Raw genomic sequence first — 18278 nt, forward strand, 5'->3', positions numbered from 1 at the left:
GGAGGATTTATCATCTTAAAAGGCGCAGTAATCATTTACTGCGCCTTTTTTATAATTTGAAAATGTGGCAATTTGAAAATTTGAAAACACCTCCAGTTCTATTGCTTATAAATAACGGCGAGAAACAACTGTGTTGTTTCTCGCCTGCCATTTCCAAATTTTCAAATTGCCACATTTTCAAATTATCTTATATTGTGTAAAACCATTCTTATGCTTGAACCATGGCGCACCGGAAAAGTCATCAGGATTGAAGACGCTACCGATTCTACCCGTCGTTTCTGGATCGAGATCCCGGAATTGGCTTCTTTCGATTTCAAACCGGGTCAGTTTGTTACACTTGACTTACCTATTCATGAAAAAAAGAACAAACGCTGGCGTAGTTATTCCATTGCTTCCGCACCAGATGGTACCAATATTATTGAACTGGTCATTGTATTACTCGAAGACGGAGCAGGCACCAATTATTTATTCAAAGAAGTACAAGTAGGCAGCGAACTTACCCTTCGCGGCCCGCAAGGTGTATTTACCCTGCCGGAAATCATTGAAAAGGACTTATTTCTTATTTGTACAGGAACAGGCATTGCTCCATTCCGTTCTATGGCGCATCATATTCACCGTCATAAACTCCCGCACCAGGAAATACATATCATTTTTGGCTGCCGTAAACATGGCGACTGTTTATATGGTCCTGAATTAAAGCAACTGGAAAATGAAATGCCTGGTTTTTACTATCATCCCGTTTTCTCCCGCGAAGAATCGGTGCCCGATGGTGCTTATACCGGCTATGTACATGGCGTATATGAAGAATTACTCCGCATCAATAAAAGACCCGCTCATTTTTTCCTCTGTGGCTGGAAAAATATGATTGATGAAGCCAAACAACGCATCATTGCCATGGGGTATGAGAAGAAAGATATTCATCTGGAGCTGTATGGGTAAGAAACAGAAGAACAGAGAAACATCGAATGCTCAATTTCGATATATACTTGAACGTTGGAAATTTCTCCGTTCCTCTGTTCTTCTGTTTACAACGCCTCTATGACAATTTTCCTCACCTCACTCATATGCACTCTCTCCTGCAGCATACTATCTCTATGTCTGATGGTTACAGTACCGTCTTCTTTGGTTTGGTGATCGATGGTTACACAGAATGGCGTTCCGACAGCATCCTGTCTGCGATAACGTTTACCGATGGCATCTTTTTCTTCGTAGAAACATTTGAAATGCGGCTTACATTCATCCAGCAATTCTTTGGCGATTTCCGGTAACCCATCTTTTTTCATCAAAGGAAGAATGGCCAGTTTGTTGGGTGCAATTTTAGCCGGAATACGCATCACCACACGACTATCTGTTGTACCATCTTCTTTGGTAATGGTTTCTTCCTCATATGCATGACTCATTACCAGCAGGAACATACGATCCAGACCGATCGATGTTTCTACTACATAAGGAATATAATTGCCATAGGGTTTACCTGTTGCTGGATCAACATCGGCATCAAAATATTGCTGTTTTTTCTTACTGTATTCCTGGTGACTTTTCAGATCGAAATCGGTTCTGCTGTGAATACCTTCCACTTCTTTAAATCCGAATGGAAATTCATATTCAATATCCAGTGCCGCATCGGCATAATGCGCCAGCTTTACGTGATCATGGTAACGATATTTTTCTGCAGGAATACCCAGACTGGTATGCCATTTCAGTCTTTCCTGCTTCCAGAAATTATACCATTCCATTTGTGTACCCGGCCGTACAAAAAACTGCATTTCCATCTGCTCAAATTCGCGCATACGGAAGATAAACTGACGTGCTACAATTTCATTACGAAATGCTTTACCGGTTTGTGCAATACCAAAAGGTATTTTCATTCTCGCTGTCTTCTGTACATTCAGAAAATTCACAAAAATACCCTGTGCGGTTTCCGGACGCAGGTAAATGGTATCGGCATCTTCGGCTACTGAACCCAGCTGTGTAGAGAACATGAGGTTGAACTGGCGTATATCGGTCCAGTTGGCAGTACCACTCACACTACACACAATTTTATGATCGTTCATTAATTGCTTCAGTCCGGCGAAATCTTCCGCTGCCAGTAACTGTTCCATCGTTGCAACTAAAGCATCTGCTGCAGTATCCTCCCCTTTCTCTCTTAACTGATCGGCTTTGGCTTCAAGTAAATGATCTACCCTGTATCTTTTCTTGCTGTCTTTATTATCTATCATCGGGTCACTGAAATTATCTACGTGACCGCTTGCTTTCCAGGTGGTGGGGTGCATAAAGATGGCCGCATCGATACCAACGATATTATCGTGCATCTGCGTCATGCTTTTCCACCAGTAATCCCTGATATTTTTTTTCAGCTCGGCGCCATAAGGACCATAATCATATACGGCGCTTAACCCATCATAAATTTCACTACTCGGAAATACAAATCCATACTCTTTGGCATGCGATATAATAGCCTGGAAACGATTGTCTTGTTGTATGCTCATAACGGGGCAAAAATAGGAGATTAAGCTTCAAGCTGCAAGCCGCAGGCTACAAGCAGTGTAAAAAAGTTAATATGAGTGCCGTAAGTTACAAGCCGCAAGCTGCAAGCTACAAGCACAGTAACCTAACCCTTGTAGCTTGTAGCTTGCAGCTTGCGGCTTGTAGCTTCTCTCCCGGCCTTTCCTCATTTTTTTTCGCCCGGCTCGCTTAAATCCTATAGTTTTATTGCGCTCAAAAAAATTACAACATGCTCAGAAAAACATGCTTCAGGTTGCTTTGTCTGTTGATGCCGGCCATAACACTGGCCCAGCAAACCACAGAGTATCCAAACGATTATCTTAGTCCGGAGTTCCATGCAGGTCGTCGCGCCGCATTCAGGGAAATGATGCCCAATAACAGCGTAGGCGTATTTTTTGCCTCACAGGTAAGGGTTAGGAACAACGATGTTGACTACCAATATGCACAAAGCAAGAATTTTTATTATTTCACTGGTCTGGAAGAACCCAATTCGCTCTTATTACTTTTCAAACAACCCGTGACTATTCTGGGCGCTACCGGTACTGAATTTATTTTTGTACAGAACCGAAATCCACAACAGGAAATGTGGACGGGCAAAATTCTGGGCGTAGAAGGTGTAAAGAATAAATACAAAATTGAAAACGTATTCACCAACGATAAATTCACTGCTACTACATTCGATTTTAGCTCAGTAGATACCGTGTTGAGTATGTTTAAAGGAGAAGATATTCTCTCTAAATACAGCAATCGCGACCAGTTATCGCGCATGGCGGGTATTGTGGACAGTGCTATCAGTGCCCTGAAAAAACCACTTGGAGAACGTACTACGCGCATGATTATGTCGTCATTACGTGGCATCAAACAACCCGAAGAAATTAAGTTACTGGAGAAAGCCACCATTATGAGCTGCGAAGGCCATAACGATGTAATGCGTGCCGTTAAACCTGGTATGACAGAATACCAGGCACAGGCTATTATGGAGTATAATTTTAAAAAGAATGGTTCTGAATATCCAGGCTACCCCAGCATTAACGGATCATCCGAAAATGCCTGCGTACTGCATTATGTTACTAATCTGCGCTTAATGAAAGATGGCGATTTACTGCTGAGCGATTGCGCTGCAGAATACCATGGTTATACAGCTGATGTTACCAGAACCATTCCTGTGAATGGTAAATTTACGCCGGAGCAAAAAATTATTTATGAGCTGGTACTCGAAGCGCAGGATTCTGGTTTTGCAGCATGTAAACCCGGCAATGCATTTGGTGCTGTTGATGCAGCTGCACGTCGTGTCATCAATCGTGGACTCATTAAACTGGGTATTGCAGCCAATGATCAGGAAGCACGTCAGTATTTCCCTCACGGTACATCACACCATCTTGGATTGGATGTGCACGATATGGGACCACGTACTTTACAGGAAGGTGTTTTCTTAACCGTAGAACCCGGCATTTATATCCCACCAGGAAGTAAATGCGATAAAAAATGGTGGAGCATTGGTGTTCGTATTGAAGACGATATCCTGATCACCAAAGACGGTCATCGTAACCTCTCCGCCTCTTCTCCCCGCACAGTAGCGGAGATTGAGAAAATGGCGAAGCAGAAAAGCATATTTGATAAATAAAACAATTTGAAAATGTGCTAATTTGAAAATAAAGGATTGATAACAACTGCGTTGTTATTTCTCTGGTTGTTTACCAGCATTCTCAAATTAGCACATTTTCAAATTTTCAAATTAATTTCTCATTCTCCTTATGCCTGTCTTTATCGCGCAGGTTTTTCTTTTCAAAATTCTTCTCCAGCGCTTCCGTCAGGTTTACACCGGTTTGATTGGCCAAACAGATAAGTACCCATAATACATCGGCCATTTCATCGCTCAGCTCCTTCCCTTTATCGGATTCTTTAAAAGATTGTTCGCCGTATTGCCGTACCATGAGCCTGCTGAGTTCGCCTACTTCTTCCATCAATATGCCAAGATTGGTTAACTCATTAAAGTAACGAACGCCTGTAGTATTGATCCACTGATCAACCTGCTGTTGTGCCTGTTCTATGGTCATGACTGGTTGTTTTTATATTAATGGGTGATGAACCATGTACGGTTTTTATTCGCATTACCGTGGCTATGGATACGGCTCTTTGTTTAGCCAACTCAGCTTTATCACCTGAAAATAATGCATCGATTGTTGACTGAAATAAACTTACCCATCTTTCAAAATGCTGATCGGTAAAAGCAGATTTTGTATGCAGTTGCTGGTGAACGGCAATGGCATTCGATTTATACTTAGCTACACCAAATATGACCGTTTCCCAGAAATCGGTGATCACCGGCAGATGCTGTTCGATATCCATATGAATAACCTCTGTAAAATAATGTCCGATGATGTCATCAGGAATGGCTTTGGCATAAAAAGCCCGCATCAGTTGTTCAATATCTTCCCTGCTTTCAATGTCTTTCATTCTTTGTTTTTTGAATCGATCACAATGGTTACGGGGCCATCATTCAGTAAACTCACTTTCATATCGGCACCAAAAATGCCTGTCTGAACAGATTTACCCAGGTCGAGTGATAATTGAGTAATCATGGCTTCGTACATGGGAACAGCGATTTCTGGTTTGGATGCTTTGATATAAGATGGTCTGTTTCCTTTTTTCGTACTTGCATGCAGGGTAAACTGGCTCACGAGTAAGATTCCGCCATCTATGTCTTTCACTGATAAATTCATTACCCCATCGGCATCATCAAAAATGCGGATATTGACAATCTTGTTACTGAGCCATTCAATATCATCTTTTGTATCGGCATCTTCAATACCCACCAGCACGAGCAAGCCTTTTCCAATGCCGCCTGTAATATTTCCATCAACCCGAACGGCTGCCTCACTTACTCTTTGTATCACAATTCTCATAATTGATTCCGCTTTTTGTACGAACTTTATTTTGAAATGAAGATAGATATTAGAACCGAGATATTGTTTCAAACCGCCCGTAGCGGAGGTAAGGGCGGGCAGAATGTAAACAAGGTGGAAACCATGGTGGAAGGCCGTTGGAAAGTGGCCGATTCTGTATTTTTTACCGAAGAACAGAAAGCCATGATTATAGAAAGATTGAGCAACCGCATTACCGATGAGGGTTATTTATTGGTCAAGTCTCAGTCTGAAAGATCTCAGTTAGGTAACAAAGAAGAAGTGATTCGTAAAATCACCCAACTGATCACCACTTCACTTATCAAAAGAAAAATACGCAAGCCCACAAAACCCAGCAAAGCAGCGAAAGAGAAAAGACTGGAGTCAAAGAAAAAGCATACACGTAACAAGGAACAAAGAAAGAAGATCAACAAGAACGATTATCGCTGAACCGTGAAAAAAACAACCCTTTTCATATCCCTGCTTTTTTGCCTGCTGTTTTCGGCAACTGCACAAAAAAAGCAATGGCTTACCATACGGTTCGATAACCGGTTTAACACCGAAAAACTTCAGCCTGAACAAACCTGCTACTTGAGCGCAACTGATACACTGGTGATCAATCGTTTTAAATATTATATCTCTCATATTCAACTCACCCATTCAACAGGTAAAATCATTGTTCCAGATAACCAGTATTACCTGATTGATATTGCTGACGAAAAAAGTTCGATCATTCAACTCAATGTTCCGGAAGGCAGTTATACAGGTATTCGATTTTTATTAGGTGTTGACAGCATCCGCAATGTATCGGGTGTACAAACAGGTGCCCTCGATCCATTACATGGCATGTTCTGGACATGGAATAGTGGTTATATCATGGCCAAGCTTGAAGGCACAGCCAGCAGTTCTATGATTGCAGGTAAACAGTTTACCTATCATATCGGAGGTTTTCGTAAGCATCATAACACAACCCGGCTCATTCAACTTCAGTCACCCGCATTTACAGATGCCGTTACCATTATTGCTGATGCAGCTCAATGGTTGAATGGTATCAATATTGCAAAAGAACCTGTTTGCCATAGTCCGGGAGCACTGGCTGTTCGTTTTGCCGATAATTATAGTAAAATGTTTTCTATCCAGTCAAAACAATGAAGTACCAGAAAACGATAGCAGTTCTTTTGTTGTTAAGTATTCTGTGTACTGGCTGGATGCATCTGGGAAATTATTTCAAACCCAGTCCCGTTCGTTTCCTCGTACCAAAAGGCTGGCCAAAACCTCTGTATGATTTTAAAGCCAACCCACTCACCAGAGAAGGTATTGAACTGGGGCGACACTTGTTTTATGATACACGTTTGAGTAAAGATGGTTCTATTTCATGCGGCACCTGTCACCAGCAGTTTGGTGCCTTTAATACCTATGATCATAACCTGAGTCATGGTTTCAACAATTCACTTACTACAAGAAATGCACCTGGCCTGTTTAACCTGGCCTGGCAAAAAGAATTTATGTGGGATGGTGGTATTAATCATTTAGATCTTCAGCCGCTGGCTCCTATTACCGCAGAAAATGAAATGGGAGAAAGTTTAGCGAATGTGATCAAAAAATTGCAGGCCGAAAAAGAATATAAGAAACTGTTCAAAGCAGCTTTTGGTGATGAAACGATCAATACACAACGTATGACCAAAGCCATCAGCCAGTTTCTGCTCACGTTCGTCAGTAGTAACAGCAAATACGATCGTGTGAAAGCGGGTCTCGATACTTTTATTCTTCCAGAGAAACTGGGTTATGAAATTTTTCAACGAAAATGTGTGAGTTGTCATACAGAACCTTTTTTCACCGATTACAGTTACAGGAATATTGGAATGCCGGTTGATCCTTTTTTAAAAGATATGGGCAGAATGAAAATAACCAACGATCGCAACGATTCGCTTAAATTCCGTGTACCCAGTCTCAGGAACGTAATTCGTACATTCCCTTATGGTCATGATGGACGTTTCTTTTCCATACTGAGTATCATGGAACATTACAGAAAGAACATGGTGGTAAGTACGGCAACAGATAGTTTATTAAGAAACAGACTTCCTTTGTCCAATTTTGAGATCGGCCAGCTTACCGCATTCCTCCATACACTTACCGACAGTAGTTTTCTGCACAACCCAAACCTTGCGGCACCGGGCAAAGGTATCAGCACCACTGCCCCGGCAGATATTCATAATAAATAATGAATGTTCCGGGCTATTCTTGAATTTAAAGAGAAGAAATACGATGTTTGCGGGGAGAGTCCGAAAGACCGGGAGTCAGGAAGTCCGAAAGCAGGAAACTGCTTGTCATTTCCTGTCTTACGGACTTTCGGTCTCCGGACTTTCGGACTAAAAATATTTCATTGAGCAGCATCAAAAAATTAGCAGGACAAACATTGTGGTATGGCGTGCCTACCGTTGCCGTTCGTTTTTTGGGATATGCGTTGAACATTCTTTTATTCTGGTGGTATGAACCCAGCAGTACTGCTGGTATCACACAGATTTATGCAGCTATCCCTTTTTTGAATATTTTATTTACCTATGGGTTAGAAACCAGCTATTTCAAGTTTATACAAGATCATGATAAAACAAAAGTGTTCAATACATTTTTAACCTCCAGCATTCTCACTACGGTTCTATTTACAGGTTTTTTATTATGGCAGGCACAGGCAGTTGCAGACTTGATTGATTTTGCTGATCATCCTGAATATATACGTTGGATGGCTTGGATACTTTTTTTTGATACGCTTTCTGTTATCCCTTTTGCCAAGTTAAGACAAGAAGGAAAGCCACGCCTGTATGCGTTTATCAAAGCGTTCGGTATTGTGGTCAATGTTTTGCTGGTGTTGTTTTTTATTGGCACCTGCCCCAAACTATACCGGGAAAATCCTGAAAGCATATGGTTATCGTTCTATGATCCATCTATAGGTATTGGCTATTATATCATAGCCAATGTGGTTGCAAGCATCGTCACTTTGTTATTGCTCACTAAAGAATTCCGGGGTTTCCGTTTTTCCTTCGATTTTACGCTCTGGAAAACAGTTATCAAATATTCCTATCCATTAATCATTGTGGGGCTTGGTGGAATGATTAATGAAATGCTTAGCAGGTTGGTATACACAAGGGTATTAGATCTCCCGAGAGAGGAGGAATTACGTCAGTTGGGTATTTTTGGAGCCAATTACAAAGTCGCTGTACTGATCACCATTTTTATACAGGTGTTTAAGATGGGAGCAGAACCTTTTTTCTTTAACCAATCAAAAGAAGAAAATGCACAGCGCACTTACGCAAGGGTGATGAAATTTTTTGTCATTGTCTGTGCGTTCATGTGGCTTGCCATTGTGGTGAACCTTCCACTCATTATGCAACTAGCTTACGGTACCAATGCTTCCTCCTACGGAGAAGGTATTTCGATTGTTCCGATACTGGCCATGGGTAGTGTATTTCTGGGTATTTATTATAACCTGAGCGTATGGTACAAGCTCACTAACAATACCCTTACAGGTGCATGGATCACACTGGCAGGTGCAGTCATTACAGTATTGCTGAATATCTGGTGGATCCCATTATTCGGATACACTGGCAGTGCCTGGGCCACTTTTGTTTGTTATGCATTTATGATGATCATTAGTTACCGGCTTGGACAAAAACATTACCGCATTCCCTATGCCACAAAAAAACTGATTGCTTATCTGGTTATTGTTACGCTCCTGTATTTAATACACCAGTTATTTGTGTACTTTCTTCCACAGCTATGGTTAAGTACTGCTTTTGGTTTATTGCTGCTGGCTGCCTTCGGCTGGTTTATTTTACTGGTAGAAAGAAAAGAGTTTCAGAAAATGCCTGTGATTGGTAAATACATCAAATAAGATTTATGGTTTCAGCCAAAAAATTTGAAGAAATCGCTTTATCAATGGCTGATACGGATATGTCTCCTCATTTCGATAGACAAGCTTTCAAAAAGAATAAAAAAATATTCGCCTCGCTTCATCCGGAAACTTTGGCGGCCACCGTTAAGCTAACACCCGAACAACAATCTGTTTACCTTCAAATTTCAGGCGAAATATTTTCTCCCGCATCGGGTGCATGGGGCAAAAATGGTTACACTGTTTTTAATCTTAAAAAAGTAACCACTACGCTCGCAAAAGAATTATTACAACTGGCATGGGAAAATACAGGCATTAGTAAAAAACGCTAACCCTCATTTCTTTGTCTGGGATTTAAATACCGGGCTGGGTTATGGTGAGTTGTTTTACAAAAACCCTGAATCGCTTGTATAGTTCGCCATTAAGTTTTTCGCATTCGGCACGCATGGTATGATTGGTTTCAAGAATCAGGTGACTATCCATATGTGTCATGCCTTTTGCAGCAGCGGTTTTAATCAATGCCATTGCCATATAAACATCCAACCCTTTCCCACGATAGCCTTCTTTAACGGCACCCAGTAAAAGATTGAGTTGTTTACTCTTTCGCACGGCCGATAGAATATATAAAATACCAAAAGGAAAAAGTTTTCCTTTTGCCTTTTGTAATCCTTTACTCAGATCGGGCATGGCAATCACAAAAGACAATAATGTTCCCCGATCATCTACCATCGCTTTTACAAAAGCCGGATTAAGTATCGGCAAGTATTGTTTCACCATTTTATCTATTTCACTATCCGACATCGGAACAAAACCAAACAATGAACTGTATGTTTCATTGATAAGCTGAAACACAGGTAATACATAAGGTTTCAATTGCTTTCTGCTTTTGAATTCCAGCAGATGCACCTGTTTGTTTTGTGCAATCCTCTTGAGTACACGTTCATACAATGCCGGCAGTTGATCGGGTATCGGTATGCGGTACGATACACAATCGAGATACTTGCTATAGCCCAATGATTCTAATAGTAATGGCATATAAGCAGGATGTGCTGGTGTAGCAATCACCGGCAGGTGTTCCAGTCCTTCAATCTGAAAGCCCTGCGGATCTTTATCAGAGAAACCAAACGGACCAATCAGTTGATTCATTTTATTTTCCAAGGCCCATGCTTCTACAGCTTTTATCAGTACTGATGCCACTTCTGCATCATTAATACAATCCATCTGGAAAAACCTGGCTGTCCTCTCCTGGTGCATGCGATTATATTCGTGGTGAATAATACCCATGATTCGTCCCACAGGCTCATCATTTTTATACACCATCCATCTTTCAACGATTGCGTAGGTAAATGCAGGATTTTTTTGTGGATCGTGAAACTGGTACTCATCCACATATAACGGCGGCACCCAGCGAGTATCATCTTTATAGAGTTTCGCGGGCAATTGTATAAAGTTGTTCAGCTCTTTGTTGCTCTTTATTTTCTGAATACGTAAACCCTGATGAAGCATTACCAAACTTAAGTTTTTTATCTTTGTGGTATGGCAGAAGACTTAAGTATCATTCAAGGCGATAAGCAGGAACAATACAGATCACTCATTCCTCAAATCAAAGCTTTACTGGAAGGAGAAACAGACCTAGTGGCCAATCTAGCTAATATAGCCGCAGCATTAAAAGAACAGTTTGGCTGGTTCTGGGTAGGTTTTTATTGGGTGAAAAATGATGAACTGGTTTTAGGACCTTTCCAGGGGCCGGTTGCCTGTACCCGTATCAGAAAAGGAAGAGGCGTATGCGGTACCAGTTGGGCAGAAGCAAAAACACTGATTGTACCCGATGTAGAGAAATTTCCGGGGCATATTGCCTGCAGTAGTTTGTCGAAATCTGAAATCGTTGTTCCCATTATACGAAACGGAGCAGTAGTAGGTGTTTTAGATGTAGATGCCAGTGAGCTTGATCAGTTTGATGAAGTGGATCAACGGTATCTGGAGGAGATTGTTGCTTTCGTGAATGGTGAATGATGAAATGATTGACATTCACCATTCACCATTCACGCCCGGATTGGAGGTCTCAACTTTTTTCCTTATCTTTGCACCATTCATATACTCTCTCTACACGACCGATTTCCTTCCGTGACAAAGTTCATCAGTCTTTTAACAGGTAGCTATAAGCATCCACAGTAGGAAGGTTATATAACAACTGAGCGATTTCAGTTGTGTTTTATTAAAATTTTATTCCATTGACATTTGATTCATTGAATCTGATCGAGCCCATTTTACGTGCGCTCCAGACAGAAGGTTACACTACACCTACGCCCATCCAGCAACAGTCTATTCCTGTAGTATTAGAAGGAAAAGATTTACTGGGTTGTGCGCAAACAGGTACAGGTAAAACAGCTGCTTTTGCCATTCCTGTTTTACAATTATTGGCACAACAGAAAAATTTCGGAACAGGTATCAAAGCACTTGTGCTTACGCCTACAAGAGAACTGGCTATTCAAATAGATGAAAGCTTTGCTGCTTATGGCCGTCATACACAAATAAGACATGCCGTAATTTTTGGCGGTGTATCTCAGTTACCACAAACACAGGCCCTGAAAAGAGGCGTTGATGTATTGATTGCCACACCAGGTCGTTTACTTGATCTGATGCAGCAAGGTTATATCAGCTTACAACATTTACAATTATTTGTATTGGATGAAGCCGATCGTATGCTCGATATGGGTTTTATTCATGACGTTAAAAAAGTAATTGCCAAATTACCGGCGAAAAGACAAACATTGTTCTTTTCTGCCACCATGCCGCCTGAAATTGCAGGACTTGCCAACAGTATTTTACATCATCCGGTAAAAGTGGAGGTTACACCTGTTTCTTCTACGGTAGAAAAAATTGAACAGTCGGTTTATTTTGTTGAGAAACAAAACAAACGCCTGCTGTTGAATCACATATTACAGGATAAGAACATTGAAACCATACTGGTTTTTACGCGTACCAAACATGGTGCCGATAAAGTGGTGAAAGATTTGCATAAAGCTGGTATCGGCGCTGCCGCCATTCATGGTAATAAATCACAGAATGCACGTCAGCGTGCGTTGACCGATTTTAAAACAGGTAACCTGCGTGTACTGGTTGCTACTGATATTGCCGCCAGAGGTATTGATGTAGAACAGCTATCGCATGTTATCAATTACGAATTACCCAATATTCCTGAAACCTATGTTCACCGCATCGGAAGAACGGGCAGAGCAGGCGCATCAGGTATTGCCATCTCCTTTTGTGATGCAGAAGAAAAAGCATACCTCAAAGACATTCAGAAACTGATTGGTATTTCAGTACCACAGGTAAATGACCACCCTTATGTGATGAGTGATATTTCACTGACGAACTTTAAACCGGCTCCCAAACAAAACCAGTCTGGTAACCGCCAGGGTAACAATGGACAGCGCAGGTCTTTCAGAGGAGGCGACAGCAGAAGATATGCGGGCAATGGTCAGCAAAGACAAAGAAGAGACTAAGAGATAAGCATTCAAGGTTCAAGTAACAAGAATGCAGGGATAAAAGCTATTTCGCTAATTTAGTAACATGAATAAGCGAAATAGCTTTTTTGCATTTTTACTGCTGGCATTCTCCTGCAGTTTTTCTTTTGCACAGAAATCAACAGCCATTTATTTTCCTCCAGCGGGAAAATGGGAGCAGCGTGCAGCTTCCTCCATGGACATCAAAGAAAATATATTGAATGATGCCATTGCATTGGCAAAAGCGGGTGAGTCAAAAAATCCGCGCAGCATGGAGATCAATCATTACCGCACATTTGGCAAAGAACCATTTGGAGAAGGTATTGGTCCCTTTGCCGATCGTGGCGATGCTACGGGTATTATTATCTACAAAGGCTATATCGTAGCGCAATGGGGTGAGCCCGATCGTTGCGATATGACGCATAGTGTTACCAAAAGTTTTTTATCCGCCATTGTAGGCGTTGCTGTTGACAAGGGTTTAATTACAAATGTAACAGACACTGTAGCCAGATATGTTCCGCCTATTGAATTATATCAGCCACAACAACCGGTGAACAGACCTGCTGAAGAAATTGGACAACCGCAATTGCTTTCTCCTTTTTCTACAGCGCATAACAAAACCATTACCTGGGACGATCTCCTTCGACAAACCAGCGACTGGGAAGGCACACTCTGGGGTAAACCCGACTGGGCCGACAGACCAGACCCTGATGCCTCCAAATGGATGAGCAGAGCGAGAAATAAACCCGGCACTTCTTATGAATACAATGATGTTCGTGTAAATGTGCTGGCATTAGCAGCTACCAGTGTATGGCGTAAACCATTACCACAGGCACTCAAACAACATATCATGGACCCCATTGGTGCTTCGAATACCTGGCGCTGGACGGGTTACCGGAATGCCTGGATTGTGCTGGATGGACAAGCTGTTCAATCGGTAAGTGGTGGTGGGCATTGGGGTGGCGGTATGTTTATCAATGCATATGATATGGCGAGATTTGGATGGCTTACTTTAAACCGTGGCAAATGGAATGGGCAGCAGTTGTTGAGTGAAGCATGGATCAAACAATCCTTAACGCCCACTGCTCCCAAAACAGATTATGGTTACATGAACTGGTTTTTAAATACTGGCAAAAAGTTTTTACCCAGCGCCCCTGAAACCGCATTTACACATGTTGGGAACGGCAATAATCTGATTTATGTTGATCCTGAACATGAGCTGGTTGCTGTGATACGCTGGATTGATAGCCGTTCGCAGGATGCTGTGATTGGCAAAATCATTGAAGCACTACCGGTTAAATAAAGGGTAGGATTAGCGCGTATTTTCTACGTAAATCCCCTACTTTTGCCACCCGATCCAAACCAATAAGCGGATGTGGCGAAACTGGCAGACGCACTAGACTTAGGATCTAGCGGGGTGACCCATGTAGGTTCGATTCCTATCATCCGCACTGATTATTGCAAATAAAAAGGACCCATGAGTTGGGTCTTTTTTATTTGATACGCTTAAAGGCATTGATAATAATCTTCTCCAGCACCGGCTTCGTTTTTATCAACTCCTCTAACAATTTCATCTGGTTAAGTGCCCTGTTCAGATTATGATCAGTATACTTTGCGCCATAATACCTGTCGTTTTCCAGGTAGTCGGTAGCAAAACGAAGACATTGCATATAAATCATAAACTCCCCCGCATACACCAAAAGAGTTCTTTCTGATGCTGTAAGTATATCTTTCATTTCTGAGAGATAACCATTCACGATAGCTTCAAAAAGATCTTCACGGATGGTAACCTTATTAAAATCAGTTTCCTCTTCGTTGGCTGTACAGGTAAACGTTCTGATCATATCACCCAGGTCGCTGATGAAATAACCGGGCATCACCGTATCAAGGTCTATCACAGCAAGTCCCTGATCCTGTTCATCAAACAATACATTACTTATTTTGGTATCATGGTGCATGGGGCGAAGAAGCATGCTGCCGGATTTCACCATGTTGTCATATTGACTAACAATACCGGCATTTGCTTGCAGGAAATGAATCAGTTCCTTTGCAGCCATAAGCCTCACTGGCTCAGCATTGGTTATTGCTGTTTCAAAATGATGATACCGCAATGAGAGATGGTGAAAGTCTTCTATCGGATGTCCCAGTTCCTTTGTATCAAGTGCATTGAGTCTTCTGGCAAACCCTGCAAACTGTCTGGCAGCTTCGTAAGCCTGTTTTGCATTATTCACTACTGTATGACAAACAGAGCCTTCCAAAAAATGAAAGATCCTGAAATATCCGGCTCCTGCTACATACAGCAGTTCATTTCCGTCTCTGTTTTTTAAAGGTAATGGCAGCGCATAGGCAGGATAATGTGTACCAATATGTTCAGCAATTTTTTTCAGGTTATGTTCAATGATCAATGGATTCCTGAACACCTGGTCATTAATTTTCTGAAGAATATAAGAACAATCAATACATGCAATCTTCCAGGTGGAATTAATCAGTCCGTTACCCATCTTTTCAATGTGTACAGCCGTTTTAACCTGTTCAAATGAATCAGCAACAGCAGTTGGTATGGCTTGTTGCATATACATGTCTGATACCTTAATACTCATCGGTTAATGCAAATACAGGTTTCCGATACATCCATTGTCCACCGCTAAAATCAGGGAAAGCAATGGTTGAATTACCATTGGCAATTGACTGTTCGCTTAAAGGTGTAATGGCACTCCAGGCGGCGGCATCATACACATCCATTGCGGTAGGTAGATTACGTTTTACCGACTCAATAAAAGAATGTACCACATAGAAATCCATTCCCCCATGACCCGATCCTGCTGCTTCTTTGCTCCATCTTGCCCACAATGGGTGATCATATTTATCAAGCCATTCTTTTGCCGTGTCCCACTGGTGGGCTTTCGCTGCTTTTTTCTCTATGTAGATACTCTTGTTTACATCCATCCATATGCCTTCTGTTCCCTGCACCCTGAAACCCAGTGAATAGGGTCTGGGTAAATTGGTATCATGCTGTAATAAAATGGTTTCGCCATTGGCACACTGCAGTGTAGTGGTTACTACATCGCCCAGTTTAAATTCAATGTTGGCATTGGGATGATCTTTGCCGCAATGATCCACCACATATTTATGCAGGCCTCTCGCTTTCGACGCAAATGAATTGAGGCTCACAAACCTGTTACCGCGATTGATATTGATATAGTGTGCTATCGGACCAATTCCATGTGTAGGATACAGGTCGCCGTTTCTGTACACACTGTGATGCGTGCGCCACCTGGCTTCTGTCCAGCCCTTATCACCAAACTCACATCCTTTTCCATAGGCATCGATACCATTATTGAATTTCACTTCGCGTAAATCGTGTTGATAGCCTCCCTGCAAATGAATCAGTTCGCCAAATAAGCCTTGTCGTACCATGTTCAATACAGCCATCACATCTCTTCTGTAACATACATTCTCTAGCATCATTACATGTCCCTTATTTTTTTCGGCCGCTCTTACCACTTCCCAATGATCTTCGAGGGTAATGCCAATCATTACTTCTGTACCTACATATTTAATACCTGTATCCAATGATGTAATGATCATTTCTTTGTGCCATTCCCATGGTGTGGCGATCAGTATGGCATCCAGTTTTGTTTTTTCCAGCATGGTTTTCCATGCATACTGGTTGCCGGTAAAAATGTCTGGCATTTTTTTCTGCGATTTTTCAATCATTTTTTTAGACATGCCCAGCATTCTTTCGTCAATATCGCAGATGGCTACCAGATCAACATCACTGCGGCGTAATAGAAGGTCGAGGTGGTTCTGCCCCCGTAGCCCAACTCCTATAATACCCATACGTACTTTGTCTTTGTTTGCCGAAGCCAGCAAGCTGTTCACCGGAGCCATGGCAATAGCTGCTGCAGCCATGCCAGAAGAGGTGATAAATGTTTTACGATTCATGTGATGATTTCTTATTGATAAAAATGTCTGGGTAATGAACATCAGGTGTTTATTAACTGCAGACGGAACAAGTTAATACATCAGTTCAATAAAATTCTGTGCAACCGTTAGCGCAAAAAGTACATCAATCTGGCCTGTTACCCGATGCAGCCATAAAAAGTCCGGTCGTCTACCTGTCATCCGGGCAAGTATGCAATAATAATAATTGTGAGGGCGCAAATACTGCCCGGCGTTCAGTGAAGCTTCTATGTAATCAGTTATTTGAAAGGATTACACCAGTTTTTCATTCAACATCAAACCCATTCCCTCTTTTTCGGTTTCGTCGGGAGTGGTTGACCGAACCAGTTCAATGCCTTCGGGTGTAATGTAACAATGTGGTGTATCCAGTTGCTGTAAAATCACCAGCCCTTCCTGTGCCAGTGATAGCAAATGTTTATGGATGAGTTCCCATCCAAAAGTAGAATGCAGGATCATTTCCCTGGGTGTGCAGAGGTATTGCTCAGGATGAGTTTCTTCTCTTACGATCCTGTATAAGGTTTGTAAGGTTTGATACGTGTTATCCATACCTGTAAGATACTTCATGGGTTATTTTCTGTTGCTTTCAGAAACCGGTATTTGTCAACATTGAATACACCAAAAACCCACAGCCTTAACAGCATATCTAAAAACTGAATTGAAAATCAATTAATTAAAAAATAAGGGATGTTGAAAAACATGGAATCAGAACATTTTTACTATGCTTTTCCCGGCCATCAATGCGCCTGTAAGTAGTATAAAAATGAGTACTATTTTCCGGAACCATTCCTGAGAAACACTGTTCAGTAATTTTTTCCCTATATAGGATCCGATAAAAGCAATCACAATAAGTCCGGGCAGGTACCACCAGAAATTACCTTTTACATAGCCCTGGTTTACATATATAACCGACCTGCTCACATCGACCCCAAAATCAATAGCGGCCGATGTGGCAATAAATATATTTTTTTCGAGGGCAAAAGAAGTCAATGTAATGGCCCTGATGGCGCCGCCTGTTCCAATAAACCCCGCCAGGAATCCGGCAACACCACCCCCGGTTATCGCATTCCCATTGGTAGCTTTCAACCGCAGGTCGGGCTTCCACAGGAATAAAACGGAGAAAAAAATACAGAACAGACCCAGTAATAATTCTGCATACTCAAATTCTACCTGGTTACTGAGCCAGGCGCCCGCCATCACCAGTAATACGCTTGGTATGCCTATTTTCCAGATCAGCGACCACTGTATATGCTGTCTGAAAAGTACCAGTTTGGCGATATTGCTGAAAACATGGAGCAAACCCGTTAGCCCCAGAACGGTCTTAAAATCAAAGAAAAAGCCAGCCAGTGGCACAAAAAACACCGATGAGCCAAAGCCCCCCACCGTACCCACGATCTCGCTGAGAAGCGCCAGCAATAAAAAGAAAAAAGCGTTGGCCATGGCGGCTAATTTGTGTTTTAACGACTTATTTTAAGCACTAAACTCCTACCTTTGCTGCCCATTTACAAAAAAGTCCGG

18 protein-coding genes, 1 tRNA gene and 1 pseudogene are annotated in these 18278 nt (G+C 41.8%); 11 read left to right on the top strand and 9 right to left on the bottom strand.

What is annotated here, in order from left to right; translation table 11 throughout:
• Positions 1–210: 210 nt before the first annotated feature.
• Positions 211–939: a ferredoxin--NADP reductase gene (locus ACH3Z1_RS02430; RefSeq protein ID WP_490820247.1), complete on the top strand. Its 729-nt coding sequence runs from the start codon at positions 211–213 to the stop codon at positions 937–939.
• 86 nt (positions 940–1025) lie between these two features.
• Here the strand turns inward: ACH3Z1_RS02430 and ACH3Z1_RS02435 are convergent, their stop codons facing one another.
• On the bottom strand, positions 1026–2489 hold the full coding sequence (locus ACH3Z1_RS02435) for a glycine--tRNA ligase (protein ID WP_490820248.1): 1464 nt from the start codon (positions 2487–2489) through the stop codon (positions 1026–1028).
• 245 nt (positions 2490–2734) lie between these two features.
• Here ACH3Z1_RS02435 and ACH3Z1_RS02440 point away from each other — a divergent pair, with 245 nt between their 5' ends.
• The gene (locus tag ACH3Z1_RS02440) at positions 2735–4129 is read left to right on the top strand and encodes an aminopeptidase P N-terminal domain-containing protein (RefSeq protein ID WP_490820249.1); all 1395 of its coding nucleotides are present in this window, start codon (positions 2735–2737) and stop codon (positions 4127–4129) included.
• A gap of 106 nt (positions 4130–4235) precedes the next feature.
• Here the strand turns inward: ACH3Z1_RS02440 and ACH3Z1_RS02445 are convergent, their stop codons facing one another.
• From ACH3Z1_RS02445 to dtd, 3 genes are read right to left on the bottom strand one after another with little or no spacing between them, the layout of a single operon-like run.
• Positions 4236–4562 (bottom strand): nucleotide pyrophosphohydrolase, encoded by a 327-nt coding sequence (locus tag ACH3Z1_RS02445; RefSeq protein ID WP_490820250.1) that lies wholly within the window; start codon positions 4560–4562, stop codon positions 4236–4238.
• Positions 4531–4962 carry a group III truncated hemoglobin gene (locus ACH3Z1_RS02450; protein ID WP_490820251.1) on the bottom strand — a complete coding sequence of 144 codons (432 nt, stop codon included), beginning with the start codon at positions 4960–4962 and terminating at the stop codon, positions 4531–4533. Before ACH3Z1_RS02450 ends, ACH3Z1_RS02445 begins: the two co-directional genes overlap by 32 nt.
• A complete protein-coding gene (gene dtd, locus ACH3Z1_RS02455; RefSeq protein WP_490820252.1) occupies positions 4959–5411 on the bottom strand; it encodes a D-aminoacyl-tRNA deacylase in 453 nt (150 codons plus the stop codon). Before dtd ends, ACH3Z1_RS02450 begins: the two co-directional genes overlap by 4 nt.
• Before the next feature lie 57 nt (positions 5412–5468).
• Between dtd and arfB the strand changes: the two are divergent.
• From arfB to ACH3Z1_RS02480, 5 genes and pseudogenes are all read left to right on the top strand, one after another.
• Positions 5469–5858: pseudogene (gene arfB, locus ACH3Z1_RS02460) on the top strand (alternative ribosome rescue aminoacyl-tRNA hydrolase ArfB); the annotation flags it as partial.
• A 3-nt stretch (positions 5859–5861) separates the two neighbouring features.
• The gene (locus ACH3Z1_RS02465; RefSeq protein WP_490820253.1) at positions 5862–6560 is read left to right on the top strand and encodes an MbnP family protein; all 699 of its coding nucleotides are present in this window, start codon (positions 5862–5864) and stop codon (positions 6558–6560) included.
• The gene (locus tag ACH3Z1_RS02470; RefSeq protein ID WP_490820254.1) at positions 6557–7630 is read left to right on the top strand and encodes a cytochrome-c peroxidase; all 1074 of its coding nucleotides are present in this window, start codon (positions 6557–6559) and stop codon (positions 7628–7630) included. Before ACH3Z1_RS02465 ends, ACH3Z1_RS02470 begins: the two co-directional genes overlap by 4 nt.
• Positions 7631–7791: 161 nt before the next feature.
• Positions 7792–9297 carry a lipopolysaccharide biosynthesis protein gene (locus tag ACH3Z1_RS02475; RefSeq protein ID WP_490820255.1) on the top strand — a complete coding sequence of 502 codons (1506 nt, stop codon included), beginning with the start codon at positions 7792–7794 and terminating at the stop codon, positions 9295–9297.
• Positions 9298–9302: 5 nt separating this feature from the next.
• The gene (locus ACH3Z1_RS02480) at positions 9303–9626 is read left to right on the top strand and encodes an MmcQ/YjbR family DNA-binding protein (protein WP_490820256.1); all 324 of its coding nucleotides are present in this window, start codon (positions 9303–9305) and stop codon (positions 9624–9626) included.
• 22 nt (positions 9627–9648) lie between these two features.
• Here ACH3Z1_RS02480 and ACH3Z1_RS02485 read toward each other — a convergent pair whose 3' ends face one another.
• Entirely contained in the window at positions 9649–10800 is a 1152-nt protein-coding gene (locus ACH3Z1_RS02485) for a hypothetical protein (protein ID WP_490820257.1), read from the bottom strand.
• 30 nt (positions 10801–10830) lie between these two features.
• Between ACH3Z1_RS02485 and ACH3Z1_RS02490 the strand changes: the two genes are divergently transcribed.
• The 4 genes from ACH3Z1_RS02490 (at position 10831) to ACH3Z1_RS02505 (ending at position 14251) form a co-directional block, all read left to right on the top strand.
• Positions 10831–11307, top strand: coding sequence for a GAF domain-containing protein (locus ACH3Z1_RS02490; protein WP_490820258.1), 477 nt, complete (start codon positions 10831–10833; stop codon positions 11305–11307).
• A 218-nt stretch (positions 11308–11525) separates the two neighbouring features.
• Positions 11526–12800: a DEAD/DEAH box helicase gene (locus ACH3Z1_RS02495; protein ID WP_490820259.1), complete on the top strand. Its 1275-nt coding sequence runs from the start codon at positions 11526–11528 to the stop codon at positions 12798–12800.
• Between the two features lie 67 nt (positions 12801–12867).
• Complete coding sequence (locus ACH3Z1_RS02500; protein ID WP_490820260.1) at positions 12868–14103, top strand: serine hydrolase domain-containing protein; 1236 nt, start codon at positions 12868–12870, stop codon at positions 14101–14103.
• 66 nt (positions 14104–14169) lie between these two features.
• Positions 14170–14251, top strand: a tRNA-Leu gene (locus ACH3Z1_RS02505).
• A 42-nt stretch (positions 14252–14293) separates the two neighbouring features.
• Here ACH3Z1_RS02505 and ACH3Z1_RS02510 read toward each other — a convergent pair.
• The 4 genes from ACH3Z1_RS02510 to ACH3Z1_RS02525 all read right to left on the bottom strand — a co-directional run bounded on the left by ACH3Z1_RS02510 (position 14294) and on the right by ACH3Z1_RS02525 (position 18200).
• Positions 14294–15373 (bottom strand): phosphotransferase enzyme family protein, encoded by a 1080-nt coding sequence (locus ACH3Z1_RS02510; RefSeq protein ID WP_490820261.1) that lies wholly within the window; start codon positions 15371–15373, stop codon positions 14294–14296.
• A gap of 16 nt (positions 15374–15389) precedes the next feature.
• Positions 15390–16745, bottom strand: coding sequence for a Gfo/Idh/MocA family protein (locus ACH3Z1_RS02515; protein WP_490820262.1), 1356 nt, complete (start codon positions 16743–16745; stop codon positions 15390–15392).
• A gap of 270 nt (positions 16746–17015) precedes the next feature.
• Positions 17016–17327, bottom strand: coding sequence for a hypothetical protein (locus tag ACH3Z1_RS02520; protein ID WP_490820263.1), 312 nt, complete (start codon positions 17325–17327; stop codon positions 17016–17018).
• Positions 17328–17465: 138 nt separating this feature from the next.
• Entirely contained in the window at positions 17466–18200 is a 735-nt protein-coding gene (locus ACH3Z1_RS02525) for a sulfite exporter TauE/SafE family protein (RefSeq protein WP_490820264.1), read from the bottom strand.
• Positions 18201–18278: the final 78 nt, after the last annotated feature.

It is taken from the genome of Sediminibacterium sp. FW305-C-49 (genome assembly GCF_058231085.1).